Origin of the sequence: Ensifer sp. PDNC004 (assembly GCF_016919405.1) — a bacterium.
Lineage (GTDB): Bacteria > Pseudomonadota > Alphaproteobacteria > Rhizobiales > Rhizobiaceae > Ensifer.
Genome location: NZ_CP070353.1, coordinates 3376233 through 3402195, shown reverse-complemented (window position 1 = coordinate 3402195; position 25963 = coordinate 3376233). Strand labels below are relative to the sequence as shown.

22 protein-coding genes are annotated in these 25963 nt (G+C 63.3%); 11 read left to right on the top strand and 11 right to left on the bottom strand.

Going from position 1 to position 25963, the window contains the following annotated elements:
- Positions 1 to 237: 237 nt before the first annotated feature.
- On the bottom strand, positions 238 to 1290 hold the full coding sequence (locus JVX98_RS24640) for a sugar phosphate isomerase/epimerase (RefSeq protein WP_205237708.1): 1053 nt from the start codon (positions 1288 to 1290) through the stop codon (positions 238 to 240).
- A 327-nt stretch (positions 1291 to 1617) separates the two neighbouring features.
- On the bottom strand, positions 1618 to 2928 hold the full coding sequence (gene xylA / locus JVX98_RS24635; protein ID WP_205237707.1) for a xylose isomerase: 1311 nt from the start codon (positions 2926 to 2928) through the stop codon (positions 1618 to 1620).
- A 142-nt stretch (positions 2929 to 3070) separates the two neighbouring features.
- Between xylA and JVX98_RS24630 the strand changes: the two genes are divergently transcribed.
- A complete protein-coding gene (locus JVX98_RS24630; protein WP_205237706.1) occupies positions 3071 to 3433 on the top strand; it encodes a nuclear transport factor 2 family protein in 363 nt (120 codons plus the stop codon).
- 35 nt (positions 3434 to 3468) lie between these two features.
- Here JVX98_RS24630 and xylB read toward each other — a convergent pair whose 3' ends face one another.
- From xylB to JVX98_RS24605, 5 genes are all read right to left on the bottom strand, one after another.
- Positions 3469 to 4923 (bottom strand): xylulokinase, encoded by a 1455-nt coding sequence (gene xylB / locus JVX98_RS24625; RefSeq protein ID WP_205237704.1) that lies wholly within the window; start codon positions 4921 to 4923, stop codon positions 3469 to 3471.
- Between the two features lie 50 nt (positions 4924 to 4973).
- Positions 4974 to 6011, bottom strand: a complete 1038-nt coding sequence (locus tag JVX98_RS24620) for a LacI family DNA-binding transcriptional regulator (RefSeq protein WP_205237702.1) — start codon at positions 6009 to 6011, stop codon at positions 4974 to 4976.
- A 144-nt stretch (positions 6012 to 6155) separates the two neighbouring features.
- Positions 6156 to 7271 (bottom strand): metallophosphoesterase, encoded by a 1116-nt coding sequence (locus JVX98_RS24615; protein ID WP_205237700.1) that lies wholly within the window; start codon positions 7269 to 7271, stop codon positions 6156 to 6158.
- Between the two features lie 84 nt (positions 7272 to 7355).
- Positions 7356 to 8945 carry a DHA2 family efflux MFS transporter permease subunit gene (locus tag JVX98_RS24610; RefSeq protein ID WP_156134123.1) on the bottom strand — a complete coding sequence of 530 codons (1590 nt, stop codon included), beginning with the start codon at positions 8943 to 8945 and terminating at the stop codon, positions 7356 to 7358.
- A 151-nt stretch (positions 8946 to 9096) separates the two neighbouring features.
- Positions 9097 to 10308: an HlyD family secretion protein gene (locus JVX98_RS24605; protein WP_192450820.1), complete on the bottom strand. Its 1212-nt coding sequence runs from the start codon at positions 10306 to 10308 to the stop codon at positions 9097 to 9099.
- Positions 10309 to 10485: 177 nt separating this feature from the next.
- Here JVX98_RS24605 and JVX98_RS24600 point away from each other — a divergent pair, with 177 nt between their 5' ends.
- The 3 genes from JVX98_RS24600 (at position 10486) to JVX98_RS24590 (ending at position 13064) form a co-directional block, all read left to right on the top strand.
- Positions 10486 to 11190, top strand: a complete 705-nt coding sequence (locus JVX98_RS24600; protein WP_192450821.1) for a TetR/AcrR family transcriptional regulator — start codon at positions 10486 to 10488, stop codon at positions 11188 to 11190.
- Positions 11191 to 11301: 111 nt separating this feature from the next.
- Positions 11302 to 12141: an AraC family transcriptional regulator gene (locus JVX98_RS24595; protein ID WP_205237698.1), complete on the top strand. Its 840-nt coding sequence runs from the start codon at positions 11302 to 11304 to the stop codon at positions 12139 to 12141.
- Positions 12142 to 12314: 173 nt separating this feature from the next.
- The gene (locus JVX98_RS24590) at positions 12315 to 13064 is read left to right on the top strand and encodes a TerC family protein (RefSeq protein WP_205237696.1); all 750 of its coding nucleotides are present in this window, start codon (positions 12315 to 12317) and stop codon (positions 13062 to 13064) included.
- Positions 13065 to 13301: 237 nt separating this feature from the next.
- Here the strand turns inward: JVX98_RS24590 and JVX98_RS24585 are convergent, their stop codons facing one another.
- Positions 13302 to 13682 (bottom strand): VOC family protein, encoded by a 381-nt coding sequence (locus JVX98_RS24585; protein ID WP_205237695.1) that lies wholly within the window; start codon positions 13680 to 13682, stop codon positions 13302 to 13304.
- A gap of 224 nt (positions 13683 to 13906) precedes the next feature.
- Positions 13907 to 14254 carry a helix-turn-helix transcriptional regulator gene (locus tag JVX98_RS24580; RefSeq protein ID WP_043618487.1) on the bottom strand — a complete coding sequence of 116 codons (348 nt, stop codon included), beginning with the start codon at positions 14252 to 14254 and terminating at the stop codon, positions 13907 to 13909.
- Between the two features lie 257 nt (positions 14255 to 14511).
- Between JVX98_RS24580 and gltX the strand changes: the two genes are divergently transcribed.
- Positions 14512 to 15969, top strand: coding sequence for a glutamate--tRNA ligase (gene gltX, locus JVX98_RS24575; protein WP_205237693.1), 1458 nt, complete (start codon positions 14512 to 14514; stop codon positions 15967 to 15969).
- A gap of 10 nt (positions 15970 to 15979) precedes the next feature.
- Entirely contained in the window at positions 15980 to 17476 is a 1497-nt protein-coding gene (lysS, locus tag JVX98_RS24570; protein WP_113187302.1) for a lysine--tRNA ligase, read from the top strand.
- 92 nt (positions 17477 to 17568) lie between these two features.
- Here lysS and JVX98_RS24565 read toward each other — a convergent pair whose 3' ends face one another.
- Together JVX98_RS24565 and JVX98_RS24560 are read right to left on the bottom strand one after the other, a co-directional pair.
- A complete protein-coding gene (locus tag JVX98_RS24565) occupies positions 17569 to 18228 on the bottom strand; it encodes a hypothetical protein (RefSeq protein WP_246764946.1) in 660 nt (219 codons plus the stop codon).
- Between the two features lie 198 nt (positions 18229 to 18426).
- A complete protein-coding gene (locus JVX98_RS24560) occupies positions 18427 to 18750 on the bottom strand; it encodes a hypothetical protein (protein WP_205237691.1) in 324 nt (107 codons plus the stop codon).
- Between the two features lie 204 nt (positions 18751 to 18954).
- Here JVX98_RS24560 and JVX98_RS24555 point away from each other — a divergent pair, with 204 nt between their 5' ends.
- From JVX98_RS24555 to JVX98_RS24535, 5 genes are all read left to right on the top strand, one after another.
- Entirely contained in the window at positions 18955 to 19908 is a 954-nt protein-coding gene (locus JVX98_RS24555) for a nucleoside hydrolase (protein ID WP_205237690.1), read from the top strand.
- Between the two features lie 88 nt (positions 19909 to 19996).
- Entirely contained in the window at positions 19997 to 21007 is a 1011-nt protein-coding gene (locus tag JVX98_RS24550; RefSeq protein ID WP_205237688.1) for a ligase-associated DNA damage response exonuclease, read from the top strand.
- Positions 21008 to 21010: 3 nt separating this feature from the next.
- On the top strand, positions 21011 to 22630 hold the full coding sequence (locus JVX98_RS24545; RefSeq protein WP_205237687.1) for a cisplatin damage response ATP-dependent DNA ligase: 1620 nt from the start codon (positions 21011 to 21013) through the stop codon (positions 22628 to 22630).
- Positions 22631 to 22721: 91 nt separating this feature from the next.
- On the top strand, positions 22722 to 22907 hold the full coding sequence (locus tag JVX98_RS24540; RefSeq protein WP_043618506.1) for a DUF3008 family protein: 186 nt from the start codon (positions 22722 to 22724) through the stop codon (positions 22905 to 22907).
- Between the two features lie 132 nt (positions 22908 to 23039).
- Entirely contained in the window at positions 23040 to 25679 is a 2640-nt protein-coding gene (locus JVX98_RS24535; protein ID WP_205239518.1) for an EAL domain-containing protein, read from the top strand.
- Positions 25680 to 25963: the final 284 nt, after the last annotated feature.

Here is a 25963-nt window from a genome sequence, read left to right as displayed (position 1 = left end):
GAGGCTGCCCCTTATCCGCCTTCCGGCACCTTCTCCCCGCTCGCGGGGAGAAGGGATATGCCGCACTCTCTCGCCCGATCTCAACGCTTCTCACTGCCCGTGGTCCAACGTCACCCTCACCGCACAAAGGCATTTGACAAGTGAGGGCCTCGCCGCGATCCGCGTCCCCTCTCCCCGCCTGCGGGGAGTGGGTTAGGGTGAGGGGCAGACGGTCAAGATCCTACAAGGGGTAAACGCTTAGATCCCCAGCATGCGCCGGTTGGCCGCCTCGTCCGTACCGGCACCGGCAAAGTCGTCGAACGCCTTCTCGGTCACGCGGATGATGTGGTGCTTGACGAAATCAGCACCTTCGCGGGCACCATCCTCCGGATGCTTCAGCGCGCATTCCCACTCGACCACCGCCCAGCCGGCGAAATCGTTGGCGGCCATCTTCGAGAACACGGCACCGAAATCCACCTGGCCATCGCCGAGCGAACGGAAACGGCCGGCGCGGTTGACCCAGCCCTGGTAGCCGCCATAGACGCCCTGGCGCCCGGTCGGGTTGAACTCCGCATCCTTGACGTGGAACATCCGGATGCGGTCCTTGTAGATGTCGATATTGTCGAGATAATCGAGGCACTGCAGCACGTAGTGCGAAGGGTCATAGAGCATGCAGGCGCGGGCATGGTTGCCGGTGCGCTCCAAGAACATCTCGTAGGTGACGCCGTCGTGCAGGTCTTCGCCCGGATGGATCTCGTAGCAGACGTCGACGCCGCAATCCTCGGCGTGATCGAGGATCGGCTTCCAGCGCTTGGCCAGTTCGTCGAAGGCCGTCTCGACGAGGCCGGCCGGCCGCTGCGGCCAAGGATAGACGAAGGGCCAGGCAAGCGCGCCGGAGAAACTGGCCATTGCGTTGAGCCCGAGGTTCTTCGAAGCCGTCAGCGCCAGCTTCACCTGCTCCACCGCCCAGGCCTGACGTGCTTTCGGGTTGCCGCGCACCTCGGGTGCTGCAAAGCCCTCGAAGGCTTCGTCATAGGCCGGATGCACGGCGACGAGCTGGCCCTGCAGATGGGTCGAAAGCTCGGTTACCTCGACGCCGTTGTCGCGGGCCGTACCGGCAAACTCGTCGCAATAGGCTTTCGAGGTCGCTGCCTTTTTCAGATCGATCAGCCGCGCGTCCCAGCTCGGCACCTGCACGCCCTTGTAGCCGCAATCGGCCGCCCATTTGGTGATCGCATCCCAGGAATTGAACGGCGCCGCATCGCCTGCGAATTGCGCAAGAAAGAGCCCTGGCCCCTTGATGGTCTTCATGCTGATTTTCCTCCCGATGGAACGGCCGAAATTGGTGTTGGCCCTGTCCTGACAGTCGGCAATGAAAGGCGATTGTACGCCTTCGTTTTCTCGCAGAACTGCCGGATCTGAAACGTTGCAGGCGCCGAAGCTAGCAGATTTTCAGCGAGGGGCAACAGCGCACGACCGGATTCCGAAAAGTTTTGTAATCGATTTCATTTCGAACGGCACTGGGCACGCCGCCGCCGGTGCTTAAGGCAGAAATCCGCGACATCAATCATCGCCGCCCGTGCGCGTCGACGAAGAAAAGGGCGCCATCATGGCGCCCTTTCGATACCCATTCTCTGCTCAGACGTAGCGGTTGACGACGTTTTCGAGCAGTTCCTGCTTGCCGGACTTCGGCTGCGGGTTGAGATCCGACTTCAGCACCCAGGCCTCGATCTCTTCCAGCGAGAAGCCGCCGTCGAGCATCTTCTTGGCTTCCGGCACCTGCCAGCCGGCATAGCGGCTTTCGAGCGGTGCGGAGAGCGCCTTGTCCTCGATCATCTTTGCCGCTGCCTTCAGGCCGCGGGCGCAGCAATCCATGCCGCCGATATGGCCGATCAGAAGATCCTCCGGATCGATCGACTGACGGCGCAGCTTGGCGTCGAAGTTCGTGCCGCCGGTCGCAAAGCCGCCGCCGGAAAGAACCTGGTAATAGGCAAGCGCCATTTCCGGCACGTTGTTCGGGAACTGGTCCGTATCCCAGCCGGACTGGTAATCGTTGCGGTTCATGTCGATCGAGCCGAAGATGCCGAGCGCGTTGGCAAGCGCCAGCTCGTGCTCGAAGGAGTGGCCGGCGAGGATCGCATGGCCCTGCTCGATATTGACCTTCACCTCGTTTTCCAGGCCGTAGTTCTTCAGGAAGCCGTAGACCGTCGCGACGTCGTAGTCGTACTGGTGCTTGGTCGGTTCCTGTGGCTTCGGCTCGATCAGGATGGCGCCCTTGAAGCCGATCTTGTGCTTGTACTCGACGACGAGGTTGACGAAACGGCCGAGCTGGTCGAGCTCGCGCTTCATGTCGGTGTTGAGCAGCGTCTCGTAGCCTTCACGACCGCCCCAGAGCACGTAGTTCTGGCCGCCGAGGCGCTTGGTGGCGTCAAGGCAGGTTTTCACCGTCGCGGCTGCGAACGCGAAGACATCCGGATCCGGATTGGTCGCCGCACCCGACATGTAGCGCCGGTTGGAGAAGAGGTTCGCCGTGCCCCAGAGCAGGTTGACGCCGGACTCGGCCTGCTTCTTTTCGAAGTAGTCGACGATCTCGTTGAGGTTCTTCGTGTTCTCGACGAAGCTTTTGCCTTCCGGACGCACGTCGGCATCGTGGAAGCAATAGAACGGGACGCCGAGCAGATCGAAGAATTCGAAGGCGACATCGGCCTTCAGCTTGGCCGCCGCCATGTCGTCCTTGAACCAGGGGCGCTCGAAGGTCTGGCCGCCAAAGGGGTCGCCGCCCGGCCAGACGAAGGTGTGCCAGTAGGCAACCGCGAAACGCAGGTGGTCTTCCATACGCTTGCCGAGCACGACCTCGTCCTTGTTGTAATGGCGGAAGGCGAGCGGGTTGGTGCTTTCAGGTCCTTCATACTTGATCTTGGCGATATCGCCGAAAAAGCCAGTGCTCACGGGTCTTGCTCCTCTTTCAAGAGTGGTGTCGGCCGGCATCGCCATTGCGATAGGCGCGGCCATTACGTGGAAGGTAATTGGTTTCATTCCCTCGACCGGCGATATCGGAAGCATCGAAACGCCAAACGGAAGGAACACTTCGATGCACGACTTCAACGCCATCGCCGAAGCCTACATGACCGCCTGGAACGCCACCGACGCTGCTGAGCGCGCGGCCCTGATCGAGAAGACGTTCGCCGCCGACGTCGCCTACCGTGATCCGATCATGCAGGGCGACAGTCATGCCGGCATCGATGCGCTCATTGCCGGTGTGCAGGCGCAATTTCCCGGCTTCCGCTTCACGCTGAAGGGTGACGCCGACGGTTATGCCGACACGATCCGCTTTTCCTGGGCGCTCGGTCCGGACGACATTCCCTCTGTCATCGAAGGCACCGATGTCTGCCAGATCGAAAAGGGCCGCCTGAAGACGGTCACCGGTTTCCTCGACAAGGTTCCGGCCCGCTGAACACGTGGCAGCGGATCGAGAGATAGGGCGCCGTATCACGACGCGGCGCCCTTGATTGCCGGATAGAGGCGGCGGTAGCGCTGATAGCTCTCCTCATAGGCCGAAACCAGCGACGCCTCCGGCGCGATGGTCTCGGCTGTGCGCGGCGCGTCGCAGGTGGCGACCGGATCGGCGCCGGTCGCGGCAATGAGGCCGAGGCGGGCCGCCCCGAAGGCAGCACCGAAATCGCCGTCGGCCGGCAGATCGACCGGCAGGTTGAGCGCCGTCGCGATCGATTTCAGCCAGTAGCGCGAGCGCGAACCGCCACCGGTCGCGGTCACCCGCGTGAGCGTCGTGCCGGCGGCGCGAAGGGCTTCGAGGCTGTCGCGAATGGCGAAGGACACGCCTTCCATCACCGCCTGGGTCAGCACCACCCGGCTGCTTTCATGACCGAGCCCGACGAAGGCGCCGCGGATCGCCGCGTCGTTGTGCGGCGTGCGCTCGCCCGAGAGATAGGGCAGGAAGGTGACGCCCGAGGGCGCCTTGATGGCATCGCCGAGCTCGGCGCTCAGGTCGGCAGCACTGCGGCCGGCGATGCCGGAGTACCAGTTCAGCGCATCGGTCGCCGACAGGATCACGCCCATCTGGTGCCAAGTATTCGGCAGCGCATGGCAGAAGGCATGCACGGCGCTTTCCGGGTTGGGCAGATAGCTGGCATTGGCCGCAAAGAGCACGCCCGAGGTTCCGAGCGAGACGAAGGCATTGCCCTCGCCGACCGTGCCCATGCCGCAGGCCGAGGCCGCATTGTCGCCGGCGCCGCCGGCAACCACGACGTCACCGGAAATCCCCCAGCGGGCGGCGAGTTCCGAACGCAGCTTCCCGGCCGCATCGGTCCCCTCGACCAGGCTCGGCATTTGCTTTTCGTCCATGCCGGTGGCGGCAAGCAGGCTTCCCGACCATTGCCTCTTGCCGGTGTCGAGCCAGGCGGTGCCGGCGCTGTCGGACATTTCCGACATGTGCTCGCCGGTCAGCCACAGGCGCAGATAATCCTTCGGCAGCAGCACCCAGCGCACCTTGGCGAAGATATCTGGCTCGTTGGCCCGCACCCAGGCAAGCTTCGGTGCGGTGAAACCCGGGAAAACGATGTTGCCGGTGATGGCGCGGAACTGCGGGTCCGCATCGAGCGCTGCCGCCTCGCGGAAGCTGCGGGTGTCGTTCCAGAGGATGCAGGGCCGAAGCACGCGGTCGTCGGCGTCGAGCAGCGTCGCGCCGTGCATCTGGCCCGAGAGCCCGATGCCTCTGACGGCCGCAAGCTCCTCGGGATGCGCCGCCTTCAGCCCGGCAATCGCCTCTTCGGTGGCGCGCACCCAATCGGCCGGGTCCTGTTCCGACCAACCGGGATGCGGCCGCGAAACGTCGAGCGCGGCGGAGGCCGAACCGACGATGCGCTGGCCGCCGTCGATCAACATTGCCTTGACGCCCGAGGTGCCGAGATCCAGTCCGAGATACATGCTTGCCTCCATTGAGCAGTTCCTCGAAGGAACTGCGTAAATTCAAAGCACTACGCCGGATCGACCGGCAGATTGTCCTTCAGGAAAATCTCGATGCGGATGCGCTCCTGCGCGCCGATCACCGCAAGCCCGTCAGCACGGGCCTTCAGCACCCGGATGGCGCTGCGCACCTCATGGCCGGCGTCCTGATTGAGGAGCGCGTCGAGCGTGCCGGAAAGAAGTGCCGCACGGCTATGCGGCGTCAGTTCATGGGCAATGGCGCAAACGGCCTTCTCCCGACCCGCCTTTTCCAATGCCGCGATCAGGCCGCGGTTGCCGGCGCCGAGACTGTAGATGCCGGCAAGCTCCGGGTGATCGGCGAGCAGGCTGGAGACGAGGCGATCGACCTCGGCCGGATCGTCATGTCCTTCGACGACGGGTAGAAGCTGGCGCCCGGGCGCGCTCTCCGCCATGGCCGCGCCAAAACCTTCGAGACGGTCGCGATGGTCGCGCACCAGCATCGAGCCGGCGACGATCGCGACCGGGCCGTTTCGGCCACCAAGGAAACGCCCCATCAGGGTGCCGGCGGTCCGGCCGGCAGCAACGTTGTCGACACCGGCAAAGTGATCGCGCGAAGACCCCGGCAGGTCGGACACCAGCGTCACGACGGCGATGCCGTCCTCACGCAGCGCGTCCACCGCGCTCACGACTTCGGGCGCATCGATCGCGACGACCGCAACGCCGGCCGGGTCAAGCGCCCGCGCTTCACGAAGCGCAGCAGCCAATGCTGCCGGGTCGAACGCCGGCACGGACAAGACCGTGATCGCCGTGCGCTCGACGGCGGAGCGGACCTTCGCCGCCTCCACCTCGGCCGCAAGGCCGCGCATGAAGGTGTTGTCGCCCTCCGGCAGGATGAAGACTAGCGGATAGATCCGGCTCTTGGCGAGGTTGGCGGCCGCCACATCGCGCACATAGCCGAGCGTTTCGATGGCGCGCTCGACCTTGTCGCGGGTGACGCTGCGCACGCCCGGGCGGTTGTTCAAAACCCGGTCGACGGTCGCGAGGCTGACCCCGGCTCTGGCAGCGATATCGTGAACTGTCGGGCGCATGTTTTCCTCCGGGTTCTGCCTTTAGAGGAATTTCTGATGTACGTAAATCAAAAATCCGCAAGACGTAGAAAACGGAGCGCCGCGCCGCTGACCGGAGAAGACGGATCCGACGCCTTAACGATTTGATTAAGCTCGTTTTTTTACCTAGGAAAGGTGCTTGCTGAAGGCAGCGGTAAAGACGACCTCGCCATGGCTCTGTCCGGCCTCCGCCAGCGCCACGTCCATGAAACCATCGGTAACGCGCACGAGGGCAAAGCCGCCTATATAGGCGGCCTTCGGCTTGACGAGATCGAGCCCGCCCTGGCGGTAGATCATCGCCGTTTCGTGCTGGTGGCCGTGGAACAGGCCGATGACGTTGCTGCCCTTGACGGTATCGAGCAGCGCCTGGCGCTGAGGCACGCTCCACCAATGCGCAGCGCCGTCGCCATCGTCGTCGAAGGTTTTCGCCTTGGCATCCCACACCTCGGTCGAAAACGCGTCCCAGCCATAGTGCTGGAAGAGGATCACCGGCCGGCCATCGCCGGCATAGTTCGCAAGATCCTGTTTCAACCAGGGCAGCGCATTGACGGCGCCCTTGGTTTCGTCGCCACCGAAGCGCTGCAATTGCACCAGATGCAGCCCGCCCCAGTCCCAGGAGTAGCAATCCGAAAGCGGATCGTAATTGGTGACCGGCACAGGCGGCTTGTAGAAAACCGACTGGCGGTGGTTGAGTTCGACATAGTCGCGCAGTTCGCGGCGATACCAGTCGACATGCGGCGGCGGCCCGTCCTGGTCGAGGTCGTGGTTGCCGAGGCCGACATAGACGGGCATATGGACGTGGTCCGGCCCTGCCCCTTCCTGGTAGCGGCTGGAGAACTGCTGCAGCTGCCGCCCCTCGCGCGGCTGACGCACCTGGCCGCCGCCGTCATCGGTGAGGTCACCGCCAAGCACCAGGCCGAGCGGCTTGCCGATCTCCCGCCCGGCGCTTGCAAGCCCGCTCGGCTTGCCGGCGACCGTTTCCGGCCAGCGCATGGCGTGCACGGCGTTTAGCGCTGCCACATGGCGCAGCAGGCTGGCGTCCGTCTTGCCTTCGGCCGCGCAGTTGGGAGCAAGCCCTTCGATCGAAACGAGGCAGGCATGGATGTCGTTGGAAAACAGGAACGTCGCGTCGATGGCCGGGACGGCAGCACGACTCCGGGAGGCCGCAAGCGCCGCCCCGAGACCGGCAAGGCCGGTCAGGAAAGACCGTCGTGAAAAAGACGCCAGAGCCGATCTGCGCATGCTTCCACCCCTCCGCTATCCGTGGAGAGGAGTGTGCCGCACGGCTTCGTTCGCGTAAACCGTGCGGGCTGCGTTATGCCGGTGTCAGTGACCGCCGCCGCTGGGGCCGACGCCCTCGGGCTTCTTGATCATCATCACGCCGAGGATCAGCGACAGGAACAGCACCGTCAAAAGCATGAAGATATCGCCGAAGGACAGGATGATCGCCTGCTTCTGCGCCATGCCGGCAAGCTGCTTGATGGCGATCGTCGTGCCGTCGAGACCATGGGCGTTGAAGTTGGCGGCCATGTTGTTGAACCGCTCCATCGCCTCCGGGTTGCCCCACTGGATATGCTCGGCAAGCCGCGCATAGTGGAAGTCCTGGCGCTGCGTCAGGATCGTGTTGATCACCGCAAGCCCGACTGCACCACCGAGATTACGGGTCAGGTTGAACAGGCCCGAGGCACCGCGCATGCGCGCCGGCGGCATGGTGCCGAGCGCGATGTTGTTGATCGGCACCATGCACAGCATCAGCCCGACGCCGCGCAAGATCTGCGGGATGAACAGCTCGTAGAAGTCCCAGTCGGCCGTCAAGTGGCCCATGATCCAGGTGCCGCTAGCAAAGCTGGTGAAGCCGATCGTCATCAGCACGCGCGGGTCGAGCTTGCCCGAGAGAATGCCCGCGACAGGCGCCGTGAAGAACATGGCAAGGCCCGAGACGAACATGGTCTCGCCGATCATCAGCGAATCGTAGCCGCGGATACGGCCGAGATAGAGCGGATAGAGATAGGTGAGGCCGTAGAGGCCGATGCCCATGACAAAGGAGAACATCGAGCCGAAGGCGAAGTTTCGGTTGGCAAAGGCTCTGAGGTCGACGACCGGGAATTCCACCTTGAAGGCGCGGTAGAAGAACACGATGGCGGCAATCGCCGAAGCGACCGCACCCATGACAATGTGCTCGTCGTTGAACCAGTCGTTGGTGTTGCCCTCTTCCAGCACGTATTCGAGCGCGCCGAGGAAGACCGCCATCGAGGCCAGGCCCCACCAGTCGAACTTCTTGAACAGGCTGAGCTCCGGCTTGTCGAAGTCGATGAAGGTCCAGGTGAGCGTCGCGACGATGATGCCGGGAATGACGTTGACGAGGAACAGCCAGTGCCAGGAGAAGGCGTGGCTGAGATAACCGCCGACCGTCGGGCCGATCGTCGGCGCGAGCGTCGCGATCAGGCCGATGATCGGCGAGACGATGTTGCGCTTGGATGGCGGGAAGATGGTGAAGGCGGCCGCAAAGACCGACGGGATCATGCCGCCGCCGATGAAGCCCTGGATCGCGCGATAAACGATCATCTGGTCGATGTTCGTCGCGGTCGCCGCCAGCGCGCTTGCCGCGGTGAAACCGGCCGCTGAAACCGAGAACAGCACACGCGTCGAGACGATGCGCGCAAGCGTGCCCGAGAGCGGGATCATAATGACTTCGGCAATGAGGTAGGAGGTCTGCACCCAGCCGATTTCGTCCGAACCGGCGGAAAGGCCGGCCTGGATTTCAGCAAGCGAGGCCGAGACGATCTGGATGTCGAGGATGGCCATGAACATGCCGACGACCATGGCGAAGAAGGCGATCAGCCTCTTCGGGTCCATGTGTTCCTCGACCTTCGGTGCGGCGGCCGCCACCGAGCCTGCTGTTGCCGTTGCGGCCATCTCAGCCACTCCTTGCATGGGCGCGCTTGGGCGCCAGCGTTTTGGACATGCGCGTGTTTCGCCGCGCCGGCGTTCCGGATTTCACCCGCGCTCCGTGGCGCCGGGGTCTCGGCAAAAGGCGCGCCCAAGGGCGCGCCAGCATTGCGTCCGCTTACTTGGTCGCGGCAACCTTGGTCTGGTCCGGCGCCGTGCGCGTGTCGACATCGACGACGACGCTCAAGCCCGCGCGCAGGTGCCCTTCGGCCAACACATCGGCCGGCAGGGTGATGCGCACCGGCACGCGCTGGATCACCTTGGTGAAGTTGCCGGTGGCGTTTTCCGCCGGCAGCAGCGAGAAGACCGAACCGGAAGCCGGCGAGATCGAGGTGACCGTGCCTTCGATCGCATGGTCCTCATAGGCGTCGACATGCACCTTCACCTTGGAGCCCGGCACCAGGTGTGCGATCTGGGTCTCCTTGAAGTTGGCGTCGATATAGAGCTGATCGACCGGAACGAGCGCGGCAAGCCGCTGGCCGGCCGACACGAGGTCGCCGACCTGGACTGCGACGTTGCCGACGATGCCGTCATAGGGCGCCTTCAGCACGGTGAAGCCGAGGTCGCGGTTGGCCTTGTCGCGCGCAAGCTCCAGCGAACGGATCTCGCTTTCGGCTTCCGTGCGCTGCGCTTCGAGAACAGTAATGCTGGCATTGGCAGCGGCAATGTTGGCGTCCGCGCCGGCAAGGTTTGCCCGTGCCTGGTCGAGCGCCACATCGGCGTTGTCGAGCGAAGCGACGGTGCCAACGGCCTTGGACTGGAGGTCGCTCGCGCGCTTCTGCGCGAGTTCGGCGCCGCGCACCGTCGCTTCGAGAGCCTTCTTCTGCGCTTCGGTCTGGGCAAGGCTCGCCTTGGCGCCGGCAATCTGCGCATCGAAGCGGCTGAGCGCCAGCTTCTGGGTGGCGATCTTCGCCTCGGCCTGCTCGGCGGCGATGCGGTAGTCGCCGTCGTCGAGTGTGACCAGCGGGTCGCCAGCCTTCACCTTCTGGTTGGCGACAGCGTCGACCTTGGCGACATAGCCGGAAACCTTCGGCGAAATCGTCGCGATGTCGCCTTCGATATAGGCGTCGTCGGTGGAGATCATGAAGCGGCCATTGGTCCACCAGTCGTAGCCATACCAGCCGCCGGCAGCCAGAAGCGCCAGGCCGAGCACCGGAAGGATGGGCTTGCGCGCCTTCTTCTGCGGCGCGGCGGCTTCCTTTGCCGGAGCCGGCGCGACCGCCTGCTCCGCAGCGGGGGCCTTCGCCTCGAGCGCGGTTTCCTGCTGCACTTCGAAAGTCTCGTCGACGGGACGGACGCGGGCAGCGCTGGACGTGTTGGATGCGGACATTGGGCACCGGCCTGGTTAAAGATTGCTGAACGAACTGAACCGTTCGGTTCGATTGGAACTTGACATAAGCCCTTTCTGGTCGCATATCAAGAGGAAATCGAACCGCGCGGTTCGATGACTAAGATTTAATTCGATGACTAAGATTTAATATGAGCAGGACGGAAACAAGCGACCATCATGAGTGGGGCAAAGAGCGGAACCCAGGACATCATGCAGCCGGCAGCCGGCATGGATGAGGATCTCTGTTCGGGCGGCGGCCGACACGCTGCCGGCGAGGATCCCGCCAAGCGTGAGCAGATCCTCGAAGGCGCGCGACGCGCGTTCCTGAGCCAGGGCTTCGACGCCGCCAGCATGAACGACATCACCCGCGAGGCCGGCGTCTCCAAGGGCACGCTCTACGTCTATTTCGAGAACAAGGAAGACCTTTTCAAGGCGCTGATCGTCAAGGGCAAGACCCGGGTGGTCCAGACCGCCAAGCACGCGCTCAACGATCACGACGACGTGGAAGAGTCGCTCTACGATTTCGGTGTGACTCTGACGACCAGCATGACGGCGGAAGAGACGATCCGCTCCATGCGCATGGTGATCGGCGTGATCGACCGCATGCCGCATCTGGCCGAGCGCTTCTTCAGCGAAGCACCGGAGAACGGCTACACTGTGCTCAAGGCCTATCTCGACCGCCAGGTCCCGACCGGCGTGCTCGACATCGACAACACAGAAATGGCCGCCCGCCAGTTTATCGAGATGGCCCAAGCCGGCCTCTTCAAGCACCGGCTTTTCGGCGGCATGTGTTCGGCACCGCCGAAAGAACAGATCGAGGCGACGGTCACCGCCGCTGTCCGCGTCTTCATGTCCGCCTACGGTCCGAAGAAGAAGAAATAGGCGGACTGACGCCGAACCTCATTCAGCCCTCCTGCGTTTCAATCGAGCAATTTCGATCAAGCGCGCCTTCAGCCGAGCCCCTATCAAAAGGGCGTTGCCAGGGGAGTGAAGATGAGTGCAATCGGACGGGCGGTCTGGTTCATCGAGAGCCATTTCGCAAAAGAGATATCGCTGGATGAAATCGCCGGGGCCGCGGGCCTTTCGCGCTTCCATCTTTCGCGCGTTTTCGGGCTGGTCACCGGCCGCTCGATCACCGCCTATATCCGCGGACGGCGTCTCAGCGATGCCGCCAGCGCGCTTGCCGATGGCTCCATCAGCATTCTCTCGGTGGCACTCGATGCGGGCTACAGCTCGCACGAGGCTTTCACCCGTGCCTTTCGCGACCAGTTCGGCGTGACACCCGAAACGGTTCGCAAGCAAAGGCACATTCGAAACATCGAACTGATGGAACCTTTAAGGATGGACGATACCCGCCTTCTCAAGATCGACCCGCCCCGCTTCGAAGACAGCCCGCCGTTGCTTTTGGCGGGCCTTTCGGAAACCTACGCCTACGGCCGCACCCAGGGCATCCCGTCGCTCTGGCAACGATTCAACCGCCATTTCGGGTCGATACCCGGGCAGAGGGGCGACATCGCCTATGGTGTGTGCAGTGACAGCGACGGCGAGGCCGGCACCTTCCGCTACATGGCGGCGGCCGAAATCAGCGACGCCGACGATTTGGCCGAGGGCTTTTCGACAGTGAGGTTGCCGAAACAGCGCTACGCTGTCTTTCTGCATCGTGGCCACATCTCCGCGATCGCCAAAACCGCCGACTACGTCTTCGGAACATGGCTGCCGGAATCCGGGCTGCAGCACGGAGAAACACCTGACCTTATCGAACGCTATGACGAGCGCTTTGACCCGCATTCGGGCATGGGCGTCGTCGAAATGTGGATTCCGGTCAAATCGTAAACGGTAAAGCGCCGCCACAATAAGGCGGCGGCGCTTGTCTCTTCCGCAATGTTTCTTAAATACTTTCGGCGATTCTCGCGCGACGACGCGCCATCCCCCACAACGCCGCGCGTTTATCGGACGCGCAAAGGCTGCTGTGGAACTTTTGAAGTGCTGAAAGAGAAAGATCGCCGATGCAGGATATCCTGTTGCTTGCCCAAGACCCCGCCGCCTGGGTCGCCCTCGTCACCCTCGTCGTCATGGAGGTGGTTCTCGGCATCGACAACCTGATCTTCATCTCGATCCTCACCAACAAGCTGCCGCCCGAACACCGGGAAAAGGCCCGCCGCATCGGCATCGGCCTTGCGCTCGTCATGCGCCTGGCGCTGCTTGGCACCGTCGCCTGGATCGTCAAGCTGACGACGCCTGTGTTCGAGGCCTTCGGCCACGGCTTCTCCTGGAAGGACATGATCCTGATCGCCGGCGGCCTGTTCCTCGTCTGGAAGGCGACCAAGGAAATCCACCACAGCGTCGATCCGAGCGATCACGGCGAGGATTTCATTGCCTCCTCGGCGATCAACAGCTTCGGCGCCGCGATCGGCCAGATCCTTCTGCTCGACCTCGTCTTCTCCGTCGACAGCATCATCACCGCCGTCGGCATGACCCCGCACCTGCCGATCATGGTCATCGCCGTGGTTGCCGCCGTTACGGTCATGCTCGTTGCCGCCAATCCGCTTGCCAACTTCATCGAGAAGAACCCGACGATCGTCATGCTGGCGCTCGCCTTCCTCCTGATGATCGGTACGACGCTGATCGCCGAAGGCATGGGCCTGCATGTGCCGAAGGGCTACATCTACGCCGCCATGGCCTTCTCGGCACTGGTCGAAATCCTCAATATGGTGGCGCGCAATGCGCGCCTGAGGAAGGCCGGAAAGCTCGACTGACGAGCCGGCTGAAAAACAATCCCGTCATGAAAAAGGCCCGCATCTAGGATGCGGGCCTTCTGCTTACGGGAGTTCTGGAAGACGCGGAGCCCGAAACCGGCCGTCAACCGCGAGCCATCGGCGGCAAGACAAACGGGGTCGTTTCCCCTTGCCGTCGAGCCTGCCGGGGCCGGTCTCCACGCCTTCTGGTTGGACAACGCATCTCTTCAGGAAACGTTCCGATCCGGCTTCAACCCGTCAAACATCCGGACGATGGCCGACCTCGACCAGGATGTTGCCCGGGATCGTCGCGTAAAAGACGTAGGCACCGTGCCGGTCGGCAGGCGGGATCACCTGGACACCGGCTTCGCGCACCCGCTGGTAGACGTCGTCGACCTCGGCCCGCACCGGCAGCAGAAAGCCGATGTGGTAGGTCTGGGCCCCGAGGCTGACCTGGTCGCCGCCGCCGAGCGCGGTGATCGGCGGACTGACGACAAGCACCAGGCCGGAACTGTCCGTCAGGCGATAGAAGGCATCCTTGCCGCGTTTTTCGACCAGCGTCAGGCCGAAGTGATCGATGAGGAAGGACGCCGTTTCGGCAACGACAGGGCTATGGAGGTCGATATGGTTCAGTCGCATGTTACAGTCTCCGTGTTCGAGAAACGCGGCGGACTGCGTCGATTGCATACACCCCGCCGCGGACCGATGCGATTGCATCGGAACCACGTCGTGGGTTCGAACGGGACGTTCGAGCAGAGCTTCGTTTATAAAACCGAAGGGACCGGGCTTACCTTATCCGGTCCTGCCTTTTTCGACGTCCCCTGCTTAGCGCAGAATTGCCAGGGACGGAAGACGGGCAGCGATCAGTTCTTGCCGGCGCCGGGGTCGATGTGCTGGAGTTCCTGCAGATAGGCGTCGAGACGGTCGAACTTCTGCTCCCAGAAGCGGCGGTAGCCGTCGAGCCAGCTGTTGACGTCCTTCAGCGGAGCGGCTTCAAGCTTGCACGGTCGCCACTGCGCTTCGCGGCCGCGGCTGATCAGCCCGGCGCGCTCGAGAACCTTGAGATGCTTGGAGACTGCCGGCAGGCTCATTTCGAAGGGCTCCGCCAGCTCGCCGACCGAGGCCTCGCCAAGTGCGAGGCGGGCGAGAATGGCCCTTCGCGTTGGATCGGCCAGGGCTGAGAGCGTCGTCGACAAGCGATCTTCCGGCATTTTCTAAAAAACCTTTCAGTTAAATAACCTTTTGGTTCATTAACGCCCGCAGGCGGCAGTGTCAACAAAAACCGGCGTGATCGGGTTTCCGTTGACATGATCGGCGTTCTATGGTCTCACGCGAGCCTATTGGAATAGCCTGCCGATACCGTTGTTGCGGCACCCTTGCGGGCCTTTCCTTCCCATAAAATGCGCGCCCCCGGCGGCCGGTTTCTTCTCCGGCAAGGGGCGAAAAGCACGTCAGACGGGCAAAGACCATGGCAAATTCAGCAGTCCGGGTACGCATCGCACCCTCCCCCACCGGCGAGCCGCATGTCGGCACCGCCTATATCGCTCTGTTCAACTACCTCTTCGCAAAGAAGCACGGCGGCGAATTCATCCTGCGCATCGAAGACACCGATGCCACCCGCTCGACGCCGGAGTTCGAACAGAAGGTGCTGGACGCGCTGAAATGGTGCGGGCTCGAATGGTCGGAAGGTCCTGATGTCGGTGGCCCTTACGGTCCCTACCGCCAGAGCGACCGCAAGGACATGTATCGCCCCTACGTCGAAAGGATCGTCGAGAACGGTCACGGCTTCCGTTGCTTCTGCACGCCCGAGCGGCTTGAGCAGATGCGCGAGAGCCAGCGCGCCGCCGGCAAGCCGTCGAAGTATGACGGCCTGTGTCTCCACCTGTCCGCCGAGGAAGTGACCTCGCGCGTTGCCGCCGGCGAGCCGCATGTCGTGCGCATGAAGATCCCGACAGAGGGCTCGTGCAAGTTTACTGACGGCGTCTATGGCGACGTGGAAATTCCGTGGGATGCCGTCGACATGCAGGTCCTCCTGAAGGCCGACGGCATGCCGACCTACCACATGGCCAACGTGGTCGACGACCACCTCATGAAGATCACCCACGTCGCCCGTGGCGAGGAGTGGCTGGCCTCCGTGCCGAAGCACATCCTGATCTACCGCTATCTCGGCCTCGAACCGCCGGTCTTCATGCACCTGTCGCTGATGCGCAATGCCGACAAGTCGAAGCTGTCGAAGCGCAAGAACCCGACGTCGATCTCCTACTACTCCGCTCTTGGCTACCTGCCGGAAGCGCTGATGAACTTCCTCGGCCTGTTCTTCATCCAGATCGCCGAAGGCGAGGAGCTGCTGACGATCGAGGAACTGGCTGCAAAGTTCGACTCGGAAAACCTCTCCAAGGCCGGCGCGATCTTCGACATACAGAAGCTCGACTGGCTGAACGCCCGCTGGATCCGCGAGAAGCTTTCGGAAGAAGAATTCGCCGCCCGCGTCCTTGCCTGGGCCATGGAAAACGACCGCCTGAAACAGGGCCTGAAGCTCAGCCAGTCGCGCATTTCCAAGCTCGGCGAACTGCCCGATCTCGCAGGCTTCCTTCTGAAGTCGGACCTTGGCCTCAAGCCCGAAGCCTTCGCCGGCGTCAAGTCGACGCCCGAAGAGTTGCTCGAGATCCTCAACACCGTTCAGCCGGACCTTGAAAAGATCCTCGAATGGAACAAGGAATCGATCGAGGCCGAACTGCGTGCGATCGCCGAGCGCATGGGCAAGAAGCTGAAGGTGATCCTGGCGCCGCTCTTCGTGTCCGTGTCCGGCTCGCAGCGCTCGCTGCCGCTGTTCGACAGCATGGAAATCCTCGGCCGCGCCGTGGTCCGCCAACGCCTGAAGGTCGCGTCCCAGGTGGTCGCCTCCATGGTCGGCAGCGGAAAGTAAGGAGAGCACGATGAACGACAAGACCGAGACCACTGGCCTCTCCTCCGACGCCACGGAAGTGCGCGCACAGAAGCTGAAGCTTTTGCGTGAGCAGATCGGCGACGTCTATCCGGCGCATTTCCACCGGACGATGAGCAATGCCGAGCTGACCGCCAAGTACGAGAGCCTGGAGCCGGATACCGAGACGCAGGATGTCGTGACCGTCGCCGGCCGCGTCTACTCCTCGCGCAACTCCGGCATGTTCATGGACATCCATGACGCGTCGGGCAAGATCCAGATCTTCAGCCACAAGGACGTGACAAGCGAGGAAGCCCGCGGACTGCTGCCGATGATCGACATCGGCGACATCATCGGCGTGACCGGCGTCGTGCGCCGCACCAAGCGTGGCGAGCTGACGATCAACGCGCAGGCGATCACGATGCTGACGAAGTCGCTGCTGCCGATGCCCGAGAAGTGGCACGGCCTCTCCGACATCGAGATCCGCTACCGCAAGCGTCACCTCGACATCATGACCAACGAGGAATCGAAGCTGCGCTTCCAGCAGCGCAGCAAGATCGTCTCGGGCATCCGTCGCTTCATGGAAAACGACGGCTTCATGGAAGTCGAGACGCCGATGCTGCATTCGGTCTATGGCGGCGCCACCGCCGAGCCGTTCAAGACGCATCACAACACGCTGAAGCTCGACATGTTCCTGCGCATCGCGCCGGAACTGTACCTGAAGCGCACGCTGGTCTCGGGCCTCACCGACAAGGTCTTCGAGATCAACCGCAACTTCCGCAACGAAGGCGTCTCCACCCGGCACAATCCGGAATTCACCATGATGGAGTGCTACTGGGCCTATGCCGACTACGAGGACATCATGGACCTCGTCGAGCGGCTGTTCGGTGAGCTGGCCATGGCGATCCACGGTTCGACCGAGTTTGCCTATGGCGATAAGGAAATCTCCTTCAAGGGTCCGTTCCGTCGCGTGCCGATGCCTGACGCCGTCAAGGAAGCGACCGGTATCGACTTCCTGGCGATGAAGACCGACGAGGAAGCCCGCGCTGCCGCCAAGGCTGCCGGCTTCGAGGTCGAGAAGGACTGGACCTGGGGCGAGTGCCTCGCCTTCATCTTCGAAGAGAAGGTCGAAGGCACGCTGATCCAGCCCGCCCACGTCACGCATTTCCCGAAGGACATCTCGCCCTTTGCCAAGGAAGTGCCGGGCGAGCCGCGCCTCGTCGAGCGTTTCGAGACCTATTGCAACGCCTGGGAACTGGGCAATGCCTTCTCCGAACTGAACGATCCGGAAGAGCAGCGCGCCCGCATGGTCGAGCAGCTGGAGCAGGCGCATGCGCGCGGCGAAAAGGCCAAGCAGCTCGACGACGAGTTCCTTGACGCGATCGATCAGGGCATGCCGCCTGCCGGCGGCCTCGGCATCGGCGTCGACCGCCTGATCATGCTTTTGACCAATGCACCGTCGATCCGCGACGTCATCCTCTTCCCGGCCCGCCGGCAGAAGGCTGACTGATCAAGGTCGCATCGCCACGAACACGAAGGCCCGCCGCTCACGCGCCGGGCCTTTTTCAGTTGAGGGATCGGATAGCCGGACGTGATCCGGGCCTAGTGGCCCGCGGGCGCCTCGGCGGTCTCGGCCGGTTTGGCCTCGTGTTCGCCGGCGCCGCCCTCGGCGGTCGCGCCATCGGCCGGTGCGGCCGACGGATCGATGCATGGCGAATGGTCGTCCATGGCCGCCATCATCGTGCGGATGTCATCCATCGAAAGGTCGACGGTCTTGCCATGGAAGACGCCGACAGAATTGGCCGTGCCGTCATTGTAGAACGCTCGAAACGTCTCGCTCATGCCCGGAACGCTCTGTGGACCGGGGGCGAAGAGCACCTCCGCACCGATCGCGGCACCGCGCACATCGGCCCGGTTTTCAGGGCCGGCGGAATCGAGCACGACGACCTGATAGAGATCTGCCCGCTCAGCCTTCGCCAGGGCGCCGACGACGCGCAACGCCGTGCGCATGCGCGCCTGGCCGTCGGCGCGGTCGGTCTTGACGTGCATGCGGATCCAGCGTTGGCCGTTGTGGCCGAGCTTCAGCGTGCGAATGGCCGTGCATTCGAGGCCCGACACCTTCGGTTTGGAAAGTTCCGCCATCAGCGCGTCGCGGCTGACATAGACGGCAGCGCCGCCCGAAGCGGCGGAAACACCGAAGGCCGCCGTGAGAATGACGAGCAGTCTCTTTGATGGCCTGATCTTGCCGAGGATAGCCTTCACGAGGGTGGACTCCGCCGTCATATCCAGAAATTGCAAAAAGCCCTGAACGGGCAGCACAACATTAGGCGCGCGACCTTTCGGAAAGTTTAAATTGCGGTAGCGATCTGCCGGCAACCCGCAGAAGACCGGCGGCAGGAGATCAACAAAAAGGGAGGCGGGCGATTGCGCGCCCGCCTCCCTCTCAAAGCTCTACGTCGATCAGTCCACGGCGATATCGATGCGGTCACGGCACTCGCGGTAAGGCGAAAAATGCACCTTGCCCGAGGCGTCGACCCATCGGCGGTTTTCGACGCAATAGGCGCCCGACTTCGTCAGGATGACCTTGGGGCGCCGCCGGTTGTAGCTGTCGTTGGAATGGGTGAAGGAACCGATGCCGGCATACCAGTCGCTGCTGTCGGAAGAACCGTTGCCGCCACCACCGCCGCCACGGCTTTTGCCGCCGGCGCTTTGGGCAAAGGAGGGAGCGGCAAACGACGTTGCCGCGGTGACGACGATCATGGAAACAAGGACCAGCCTATGCATGACATTACCTCCCGGTTGACTGGATGAGCCGTTCCCATCCACACGCAAAGCTTGCCATGCTCGCCCCGTTGGTGATGTTCCCTTGGAAACCATGGACAGAGCCACGGCCGCTCCTCGCGTCAACCCGGAGGGCGATTGACATTCGCGGCCATCTTGCCTCCATTGCGAGCCGTCAAACACAAGAACAAGAAAAGAAGAACGAGAATGCATAAAGTTATCTTTGATACGGATCCGGGCATCGACGATGCAATGGCGCTGCTCTTCCTGCACCGTCACCCGGCCATCGACCTGATCGGCGTCACCACCGTTTTCGGCAATGCCTCGGTCGAAACCACGACGCGCAACGCGCTGTTCCTGAAGCAGCGTTGGGGCATCGGCGCGCCCGTCGCCAAGGGTCTCGACAAGACCTTCAATCCCGACCGCCCGCATGTCGGCTGGCCGACCTTCATCCACGGTGACGACGGCCTCGGCAATATCGACGTGCCCGAGACGATCGACCTGCCGGTCGACCCGCGCCCGGCGCACCGCTTCATCATCGACACCGTTCGCGCCCATCCCGGCGAAGTGACGCTGATCGCCGTTGGCCGCATGACCAACCTGGCACTAGCGCTGCGCGAGGATCCCGAGTTCGCAGCGCTCGTGCGCGAAGTCGTCATCATGGGCGGCGCCTTCGACGTCAACGGCAACATCACGCCGGCTGCCGAAGCCAACATCCACGGCGACCCGGAAGCCGCCGACGTCGTCATGACTGCGCCCTGGCCGGTCACCGTCGTCGGTCTCGACGTCACCACCCAAACCGTGATGACAAAGGCGATGATCGCCGATGTCGCCGAACGCGGCGGCGACGCCGGCAAGCTGCTCGCTGACATCTCGAAGTTCTACGTCACCTTCTACGAGCAGCACGTGCCCGATGGCATGGTCGTGCACGACAGCTGCGCCTGCGCCTATGTCGTGGCGCCCGACCTGTTCACCGTCAGAAGCGGCGCGATCCGCGTCGTCTGCGGCGGCATTGCCGATGGCCAGACGATCCAGAGCCCCGACACCAGGCTGTTCCCGCCGAGCCCCTGGGACGGTCTGCCGAGCCAGAAGGCCTGCATCGACATCGATGCCGCCCGCACGCTGAAGCTGATCATCGACACGCTGGTTCTACCGGGTTGAACCGGATCGAGGCGCAGCAAATGTTGCGCCTCGAAAAACTTGAACAAGACGGCTGGCGAATGTGCATTCGCCGGCTATCTTTCAGTCCATGAAACCGGATGCCCTGCTCTATCCCGCCCCCAAAGGCCTCTATTGCCCGATCGGTGACTTCTACATCGACCCGGTTCAACCGGTCGAAAGGGCGCTGATCACCCACGGACATTCCGACCATGCCCGCGCCGGCCATGGCCAGGTGCTCGCCACCCGCGAGACCCTGGACATCATGCGCATCCGCTATGGGGACGACTTCTGCGGCACGAGCCAGCCGATCGCCCTTGGCGAAACGCTCACCGTCAATGGCGTCGAGGTGGGCTTTTATCCTGCCGGCCACGTGCTCGGCTCGGCGCAGATCTCCGTTCGCACAGACGGCACGCGCATCGTGGTATCTGGCGATTATAAGCGACGGCGGGACCCGACCTGCGCCGGCTTCGAGCCGGTCGCCTGCGATGTCTTCATCACCGAAGCGACCTTCGGCCTGCCGGTCTTCCATCACCCGGACGACCGCGCGGAAACGAGCAAATTGCTGACGTCGCTCGCGCAATTCCCCGAGCGCACCCATGTGGTCGGCGCCTATGCGCTGGGCAAGGCGCAGCGGGTGATCGCGCTGCTGCGCGAAGGGGGGTATCACCAGCCGATCTTCATCCATGGCGCCCTGCAACGGCTGTGCGACTACTATCAGAGCCAGGGCGTCGACCTTGGCGACCTGCGCCCGGCAACGCTTGCAGCCGACGACAAGCAGGATTTCAGGGGCACAATCGTGATCGGCCCGCCCGCCGCCTTCGCCGATCGCTGGTCGCGGCGCTTCTCCGACCCGATTGCCAGCTTCGCTTCCGGCTGGATGCTGATCCGGCAAAGGGCAAAACAGCGCGGCGTCGAGCTGCCCTTGATCATCTCCGACCATTGCGATTGGGCCGAACTGACGGCGACGATTACCGAAATTGAGCCGGCCGAAGTCTGGGTCACGCACGGTCGGGAGGAGGCACTGGTGCGCTGGTGCGAGCTCAAGGGCATCGCCGCCCGTCCGCTGCATCTCGTCGGCTACGACGACGAGGGAGAGTGACGGATGCGCGCTTTCGCCGAACTGCTCGACCGCCTCGTCCTCAGCCCGCAGCGCAACGCCAAGATCCGCCTGCTTGTCGATTACTTCCGCACCGCGCCGGACCCCGATCGCGGCTATGCGCTTGCCGCAATCGCCGGCACGCTGTCGCTCAACGCCGTCAAACCGGCGATGATCCGCGACCTCCTGCTCGAACGCATGGACGCGGTGCTTTTCCAGTATTCCTACGATTATGTCGGCGACCTTGCCGAAACGGTTTCGCTCGTCTGGGAGCCGCCTGCCGGCACCGTGGAGGCGGACATTCCGCTTGGCGAGGCCATCGAGCGCCTGCAAAGGACCGGACGCGCCGATGTGCGCGGCGTCGTTCGCGACATGCTCGACCGATTGGACACCTCGGCGCGCTTCGCCTTCCTCAAGCTGGTGACGGGAGGCCTTCGCATCGGCGTTTCAGCCAAGCTCGCCAAGCAGGCGCTCGCCGACATGGGCGGCCAGGACGTCGCCGAGATCGAGACCCTCTGGCACGGCCTGTCGCCGCCCTACCTGCCGCTCTTCCGCTGGCTTTCGGGAGAGGCGGAGAAGCCCGCTCTTTCGACGCCGGCCGTCTTCCACCCGGTCATGCTCGCCAACCCCGTCGGCGACGGCGATCTCGACGGGCTCGAACCAAAGGATTTTGCCGCCGAATGGAAGTGGGACGGCATCCGCGTTCAGCTTGCCAACATCGGCGGTGTGCGCCGGCTCTATTCCCGCAGCGGCGACGAGATTTCCGGCGCCTTTCCCGATGTGCTGGAAGCCGCCGACTTTACCGGAGTGATCGACGGCGAACTGCTGGTCGGCGGCACCGCGCGCACCAATCGTGCAACGCGAACCTTCGCCGACCTGCAGCAACGGCTGAACCGCAAGACGGTCAGCCACAAGCTCATCGAAACCTATCCCGCTTTCGTTCGCGCCTATGACATTCTCTTCTCAGGCGAAGAGGACGTTCGCCCGCTGGACTTCGCCGCAAGGAGAGCAATGCTCGCCGGTCTCGTCGAGCGCGCCTCGCCGCAGCATTTCGACCTCTCGCCGCTGGTGCCCTTCTCGTCCTGGGAAGAACTCGACCGGCTGCGCGCCGATCCGCCGGATCGCGTCATCGAAGGCATCATGCTGAAACGGCTGGATTCGCCCTATACGCCGGGCCGCGCCAAAGGCCCGTGGTTCAAGTGGAAGCGCGCGCCCTTCAATATCGACGCGGTGCTGATGTATGCCCAGCGCGGCCACGGCAAGCGCTCGAGCTATTACTCCGACTACACCTTCGGCGTCTGGACCGACATCGAGGGCAAGGAAACGCTGGTGCCCGTCGGCAAGGCCTATTTCGGCTTCACCGATGCGGAACTCGAAATCCTCGACCGCTTCGTCCGGGACAACACGACCGAACGCTTCGGCCCGGTGCGGGCCGTGAGGGCGGAACCCGATTTCGGTTTCGTCGTCGAGGTCGCCTTCGAGGGTATCAACCGCTCGAGCCGCCACAAGTCGGGCGTCGCCATGCGCTTCCCGCGCATCGCGCGCCTGAGACAGGACAAGCTGCCGCGTGACGCCGACCGGCTGGAGACGCTGCAGGCGATGATCGAGGCGCGAGAGAGCACATAGGAGCGCCTGCAAAGATTGAGGGAACACTGACGACGGCTGCGCGTTGGGACCGGGCAACCAACCGAAAGGCCCAACCGAAAGGCAATGTGCCATGCCAGCCAAATCGAAAGCCCAGCAGCGTGCAGCCGGCGCTGCCCTTGCCGCCAAGCGCGGCGACGTCAAGAAATCCAGCCTCAAGGGCGCGTCGCGCGAGATGGAAAAATCTATGAGCGAAGGTGAACTCGAAGAGCTTGCAGAAACCAAGCACAAGAAGCTGCCCGAGCGCAAAGGTGACTGAGACACGAAGGAATAAAAGCGGAACCTAAAACAAGGTTTATTAAGACCCTTTTGGGATTATCCGGCTCAAGACATAGCCATTCGCGTGCCGCCGGGGTGTTTCGTGCCTGCCAGACATGCTTTCAACCTCGGAATGAAGAGGCTCTCCAGGGTTTTGACGCCGAGCTATCTTCCGGCGATCATCGCCGCCTTCGTGGTTCTGGTCGCCGGCATCCTTGCGGACAACCAGAACCAGGTGGTCGACGAGGCGCGCCAGCGCGCACGCGTCGCCGAGGAACTCAACCCCATCCGCTCCAAGCTCGAGGCCAACGTCAATGGCAACGTCCAGCTCGTTCGCGGGCTGATCGGCACCCTGGTCACCGAGCCGGCGATGGACCAGCCGCGTTTCGCCGCTCTGGCGCGCAGTGTCTTCACCGAGCGCTCGCAATTGCGCAGCATCGCCGCTGCGCCCAATCTGATCGTCTCGCTCGTCTATCCGCTCGAACAAAATCGCCGCGCACTCGGCCTCGACTATCGCAAGAACGAGGCGCAGCGCGCCGCCGTCATGCGTGTAAAGGACACCGGCCAGATGGTACTTGCCGGGCCTGTCGATCTCGTCCAGGGCGGCAAGGGCCTGATCGGCCGCTTCCCCGTGTCGATCGATGCGGGCGGCGGCAGCAACCGCTTCTGGGGCATCGTCTCGGCCATCATCGACGTGGACCGGCTCTATCGCGACAGCGGCCTTTCTTCCGATGAACTCGGCATCGACGTCGCCATTGCCGGTCGAGACGGCACGGGCGCGCAGGGTCCGGTCTTTTACGGCGACGCAAACATTTTCCGCGATGCACCGGTCGAAATGACCGTGTTTCTGCCCGGTGGCTCCTGGCATATCGCCGCCGTTCCAAAAGGCGGCTGGCCGACGACGGCTGGCAATGCCTGGCTCATTCGCGGCCTCATCGTCATCGGCGGCCTGATGATCATCCTGCCGATGGTGTTGACCGGGCGCCTCCTGAGCGAGCGGCAAGGCAACATTCGTGCCCTCAGGCACAGCAAGGCGCAACTCCAGGAGCTCTCCCATCGGCTGAAGATCGCGCTCGACTCCTCCCAGATCGGTATCTGGGAACTCGACGTCGCCAGCAGGAAGCTCCTCTGGGACGATCGGACCAAGGAGCTCTATGGGCGGACGGCATCGTTGCGGCAGGCCTACGACGACTGGAAGGACACGCTGCACCCGGACGATCTCGAGCGCGCCGAACGGGAATTTGCCGAGGCGCTGGAATCCGGGCTCGCCTACAATTCCGACTTCCGCATCCGCCTGCCCGACGGCGGCACGCGCCACATCCGGGCCAACGGTTCCTTCTATATCGGCGCCGACGGCCACCGGAAGATCGTCGGGGTCAACTGGGACGTGACCGCCGACTTCGAGACCCGCGAAACGCTTTTCGAAGCCAAGCGCACGGCCGAGGCGCACAGCGTCGAGCTCGAAGCGGCGCGCCACCGTATGGAGTTCAACGCGCTGCACGATCCGCTGACCGGCCTGCCGAACCGCCGGTTCCTCGACCAGGTCCTGGCTGAGCGCGACCGGCATTTCGCGCGCGAGGCGAAGCTCAGCATCTTCCACATGGATCTCGACCGGTTCAAGCAGATCAACGATACGCTCGGCCACGCGGCCGGCGACGAGATCCTCAGGCATGCCGCCGAACTGCTGCGCGGCAATGCCGACGAAAAGGACTTCGTCGCCCGCATCGGCGGCGACGAATTCGTCCTCGTCCGCCAGGATGGCGGCATGGAGCCGGACGCCCGGCTGGCGTCGCGCATCATCGAGGCAATGAGCGTGCCCGTCCGCTACAAGGACCAGGAGTGCCGCATCGGCGTCAGCATCGGCATCGCCGCCCAGAACCAGGCGAACGAAGAGCTGTCGCACGTGCTCGTCAATGCCGACATTGCGCTCTATGAAGCCAAGCGCCGCGGCCGCAACCGGCACGAGATCTTTACCGGCGAACTGAAGACGGCCGTCTTCAAGACCAAGCAGACCGCCGACGAGATCCTGCGCGGGCTCGAGCACAACGAGTTCATCGCGCATTTCCAGCCGCAGTTCTGTCCGCGCTCGCTGGACATTATCGGTGTCGAGGCGCTGGCGCGCTGGGATCATCCGACCAAGGGCCTGCTTGGTCCGCACACGTTCCTGAAGACGGCCGAAGACATCAACGTCGTGGCCTCGATCGACCAGGCGATCCTGGAGCAGGCGCTGTTCCAGATCTACCGCTGGGAAGCGAGCGGCATTCATATCCCCAAGGTCTCGGTCAATCTCTCCTATGCGCGGCTTCACGACGAAAATCTGATCGAGCGCCTGGAGCAGTTGCAGATCCCGGCGGGCCGCCTGTCGTTCGAACTGTTGGAATCGATCTCCTTCGACGAGAGCGACATGACGGTTCTGTCGAACATCCGTCGGATCAAGGGGCTCGGCATCGACATCGAGATCGACGATTTCGGCACCGGCTATGCATCCATCGTCAGCCTCTTGAAGCTGACGCCGCGGCGCTTGAAGATCGACCGCCAGCTCGTCTTGCCGATCCTGAAGTCGCCGGCCGAAAAACGCCTGGTCGAGTCCATCATCGATATCGGCACCTCGCTCGGCATCGAGGTAATCGCCGAAGGCGTCGAGACCATCGAACACGCTGCCATCCTGAAGGAACTCGGCTGCCACGGGCTGCAAGGTTATGCCTTCGCGCGGCCCATGAGCGCCAACGACCTTGCGACCTTCGCCTTCGAGCGCCGGTGGCTGGCAGCCTGAGATAGGCTTCGGCGCCTGTTAAAAACGCGGGTGCGTGCATTTTTCGCAGGCCTGAGGCTTGGCAGCCCTGCCGCGAATCGCCATAAAAACAATTGCCTGCCTCCGCTTCATGGGAATGGCGGCATCACCTGCGGCAGTCGCTGATGCGACCGCCCTTTCGGGCCTCTAGAGTGTCCCGCTTCAAGTGGAACCACTGAAAGCGGAAAAGATGCTCTAGAATCAAAATTCTGGTGCGTTTCCTGTGCATTCTTTCGGAAAGCACGGCGCTCGGGTGCCCGCTCTCC

Coding starts and splice junctions, on each gene's coding strand:
- JVX98_RS24550 (WP_205237688.1), top strand. CDS start 19,997: ATGAAACCGGATGCCCTGCTCTATCCCGCCCCCAAAGGCCTCTATTGC.
- JVX98_RS24560 (WP_205237691.1), bottom strand. CDS start 18,750: ATGCATAGGCTGGTCCTTGTTTCCATGATCGTCGTCACCGCGGCAACG.
- JVX98_RS24610 (WP_156134123.1), bottom strand. CDS start 8,945: ATGGCCGCAACGGCAACAGCAGGCTCGGTGGCGGCCGCCGCACCGAAG.
- lysS (WP_113187302.1), top strand. CDS start 15,980: ATGAACGACAAGACCGAGACCACTGGCCTCTCCTCCGACGCCACGGAA.
- JVX98_RS24545 (WP_205237687.1), top strand. CDS start 21,011: ATGCGCGCTTTCGCCGAACTGCTCGACCGCCTCGTCCTCAGCCCGCAG.
- xylB (WP_205237704.1), bottom strand. CDS start 4,923: ATGTATCTCGGACTGGATCTCGGCACCTCGGGCGTCAAGGCAATGTTG.
- JVX98_RS24590 (WP_205237696.1), top strand. CDS start 12,315: ATGCAGGATATCCTGTTGCTTGCCCAAGACCCCGCCGCCTGGGTCGCC.
- JVX98_RS24540 (WP_043618506.1), top strand. CDS start 22,722: ATGCCAGCCAAATCGAAAGCCCAGCAGCGTGCAGCCGGCGCTGCCCTT.
- JVX98_RS24605 (WP_192450820.1), bottom strand. CDS start 10,308: ATGTCCGCATCCAACACGTCCAGCGCTGCCCGCGTCCGTCCCGTCGAC.
- JVX98_RS24595 (WP_205237698.1), top strand. CDS start 11,302: ATGAGTGCAATCGGACGGGCGGTCTGGTTCATCGAGAGCCATTTCGCA.
- JVX98_RS24555 (WP_205237690.1), top strand. CDS start 18,955: ATGCATAAAGTTATCTTTGATACGGATCCGGGCATCGACGATGCAATG.
- JVX98_RS24535 (WP_205239518.1), top strand. CDS start 23,040: ATGAAGAGGCTCTCCAGGGTTTTGACGCCGAGCTATCTTCCGGCGATC.
- JVX98_RS24585 (WP_205237695.1), bottom strand. CDS start 13,682: ATGCGACTGAACCATATCGACCTCCATAGCCCTGTCGTTGCCGAAACG.
- JVX98_RS24640 (WP_205237708.1), bottom strand. CDS start 1,290: ATGAAGACCATCAAGGGGCCAGGGCTCTTTCTTGCGCAATTCGCAGGC.
- JVX98_RS24630 (WP_205237706.1), top strand. CDS start 3,071: ATGCACGACTTCAACGCCATCGCCGAAGCCTACATGACCGCCTGGAAC.
- JVX98_RS24580 (WP_043618487.1), bottom strand. CDS start 14,254: ATGCCGGAAGATCGCTTGTCGACGACGCTCTCAGCCCTGGCCGATCCA.
- JVX98_RS24600 (WP_192450821.1), top strand. CDS start 10,486: ATGAGTGGGGCAAAGAGCGGAACCCAGGACATCATGCAGCCGGCAGCC.
- gltX (WP_205237693.1), top strand. CDS start 14,512: ATGGCAAATTCAGCAGTCCGGGTACGCATCGCACCCTCCCCCACCGGC.
- JVX98_RS24620 (WP_205237702.1), bottom strand. CDS start 6,011: ATGCGCCCGACAGTTCACGATATCGCTGCCAGAGCCGGGGTCAGCCTC.
- JVX98_RS24615 (WP_205237700.1), bottom strand. CDS start 7,271: ATGCGCAGATCGGCTCTGGCGTCTTTTTCACGACGGTCTTTCCTGACC.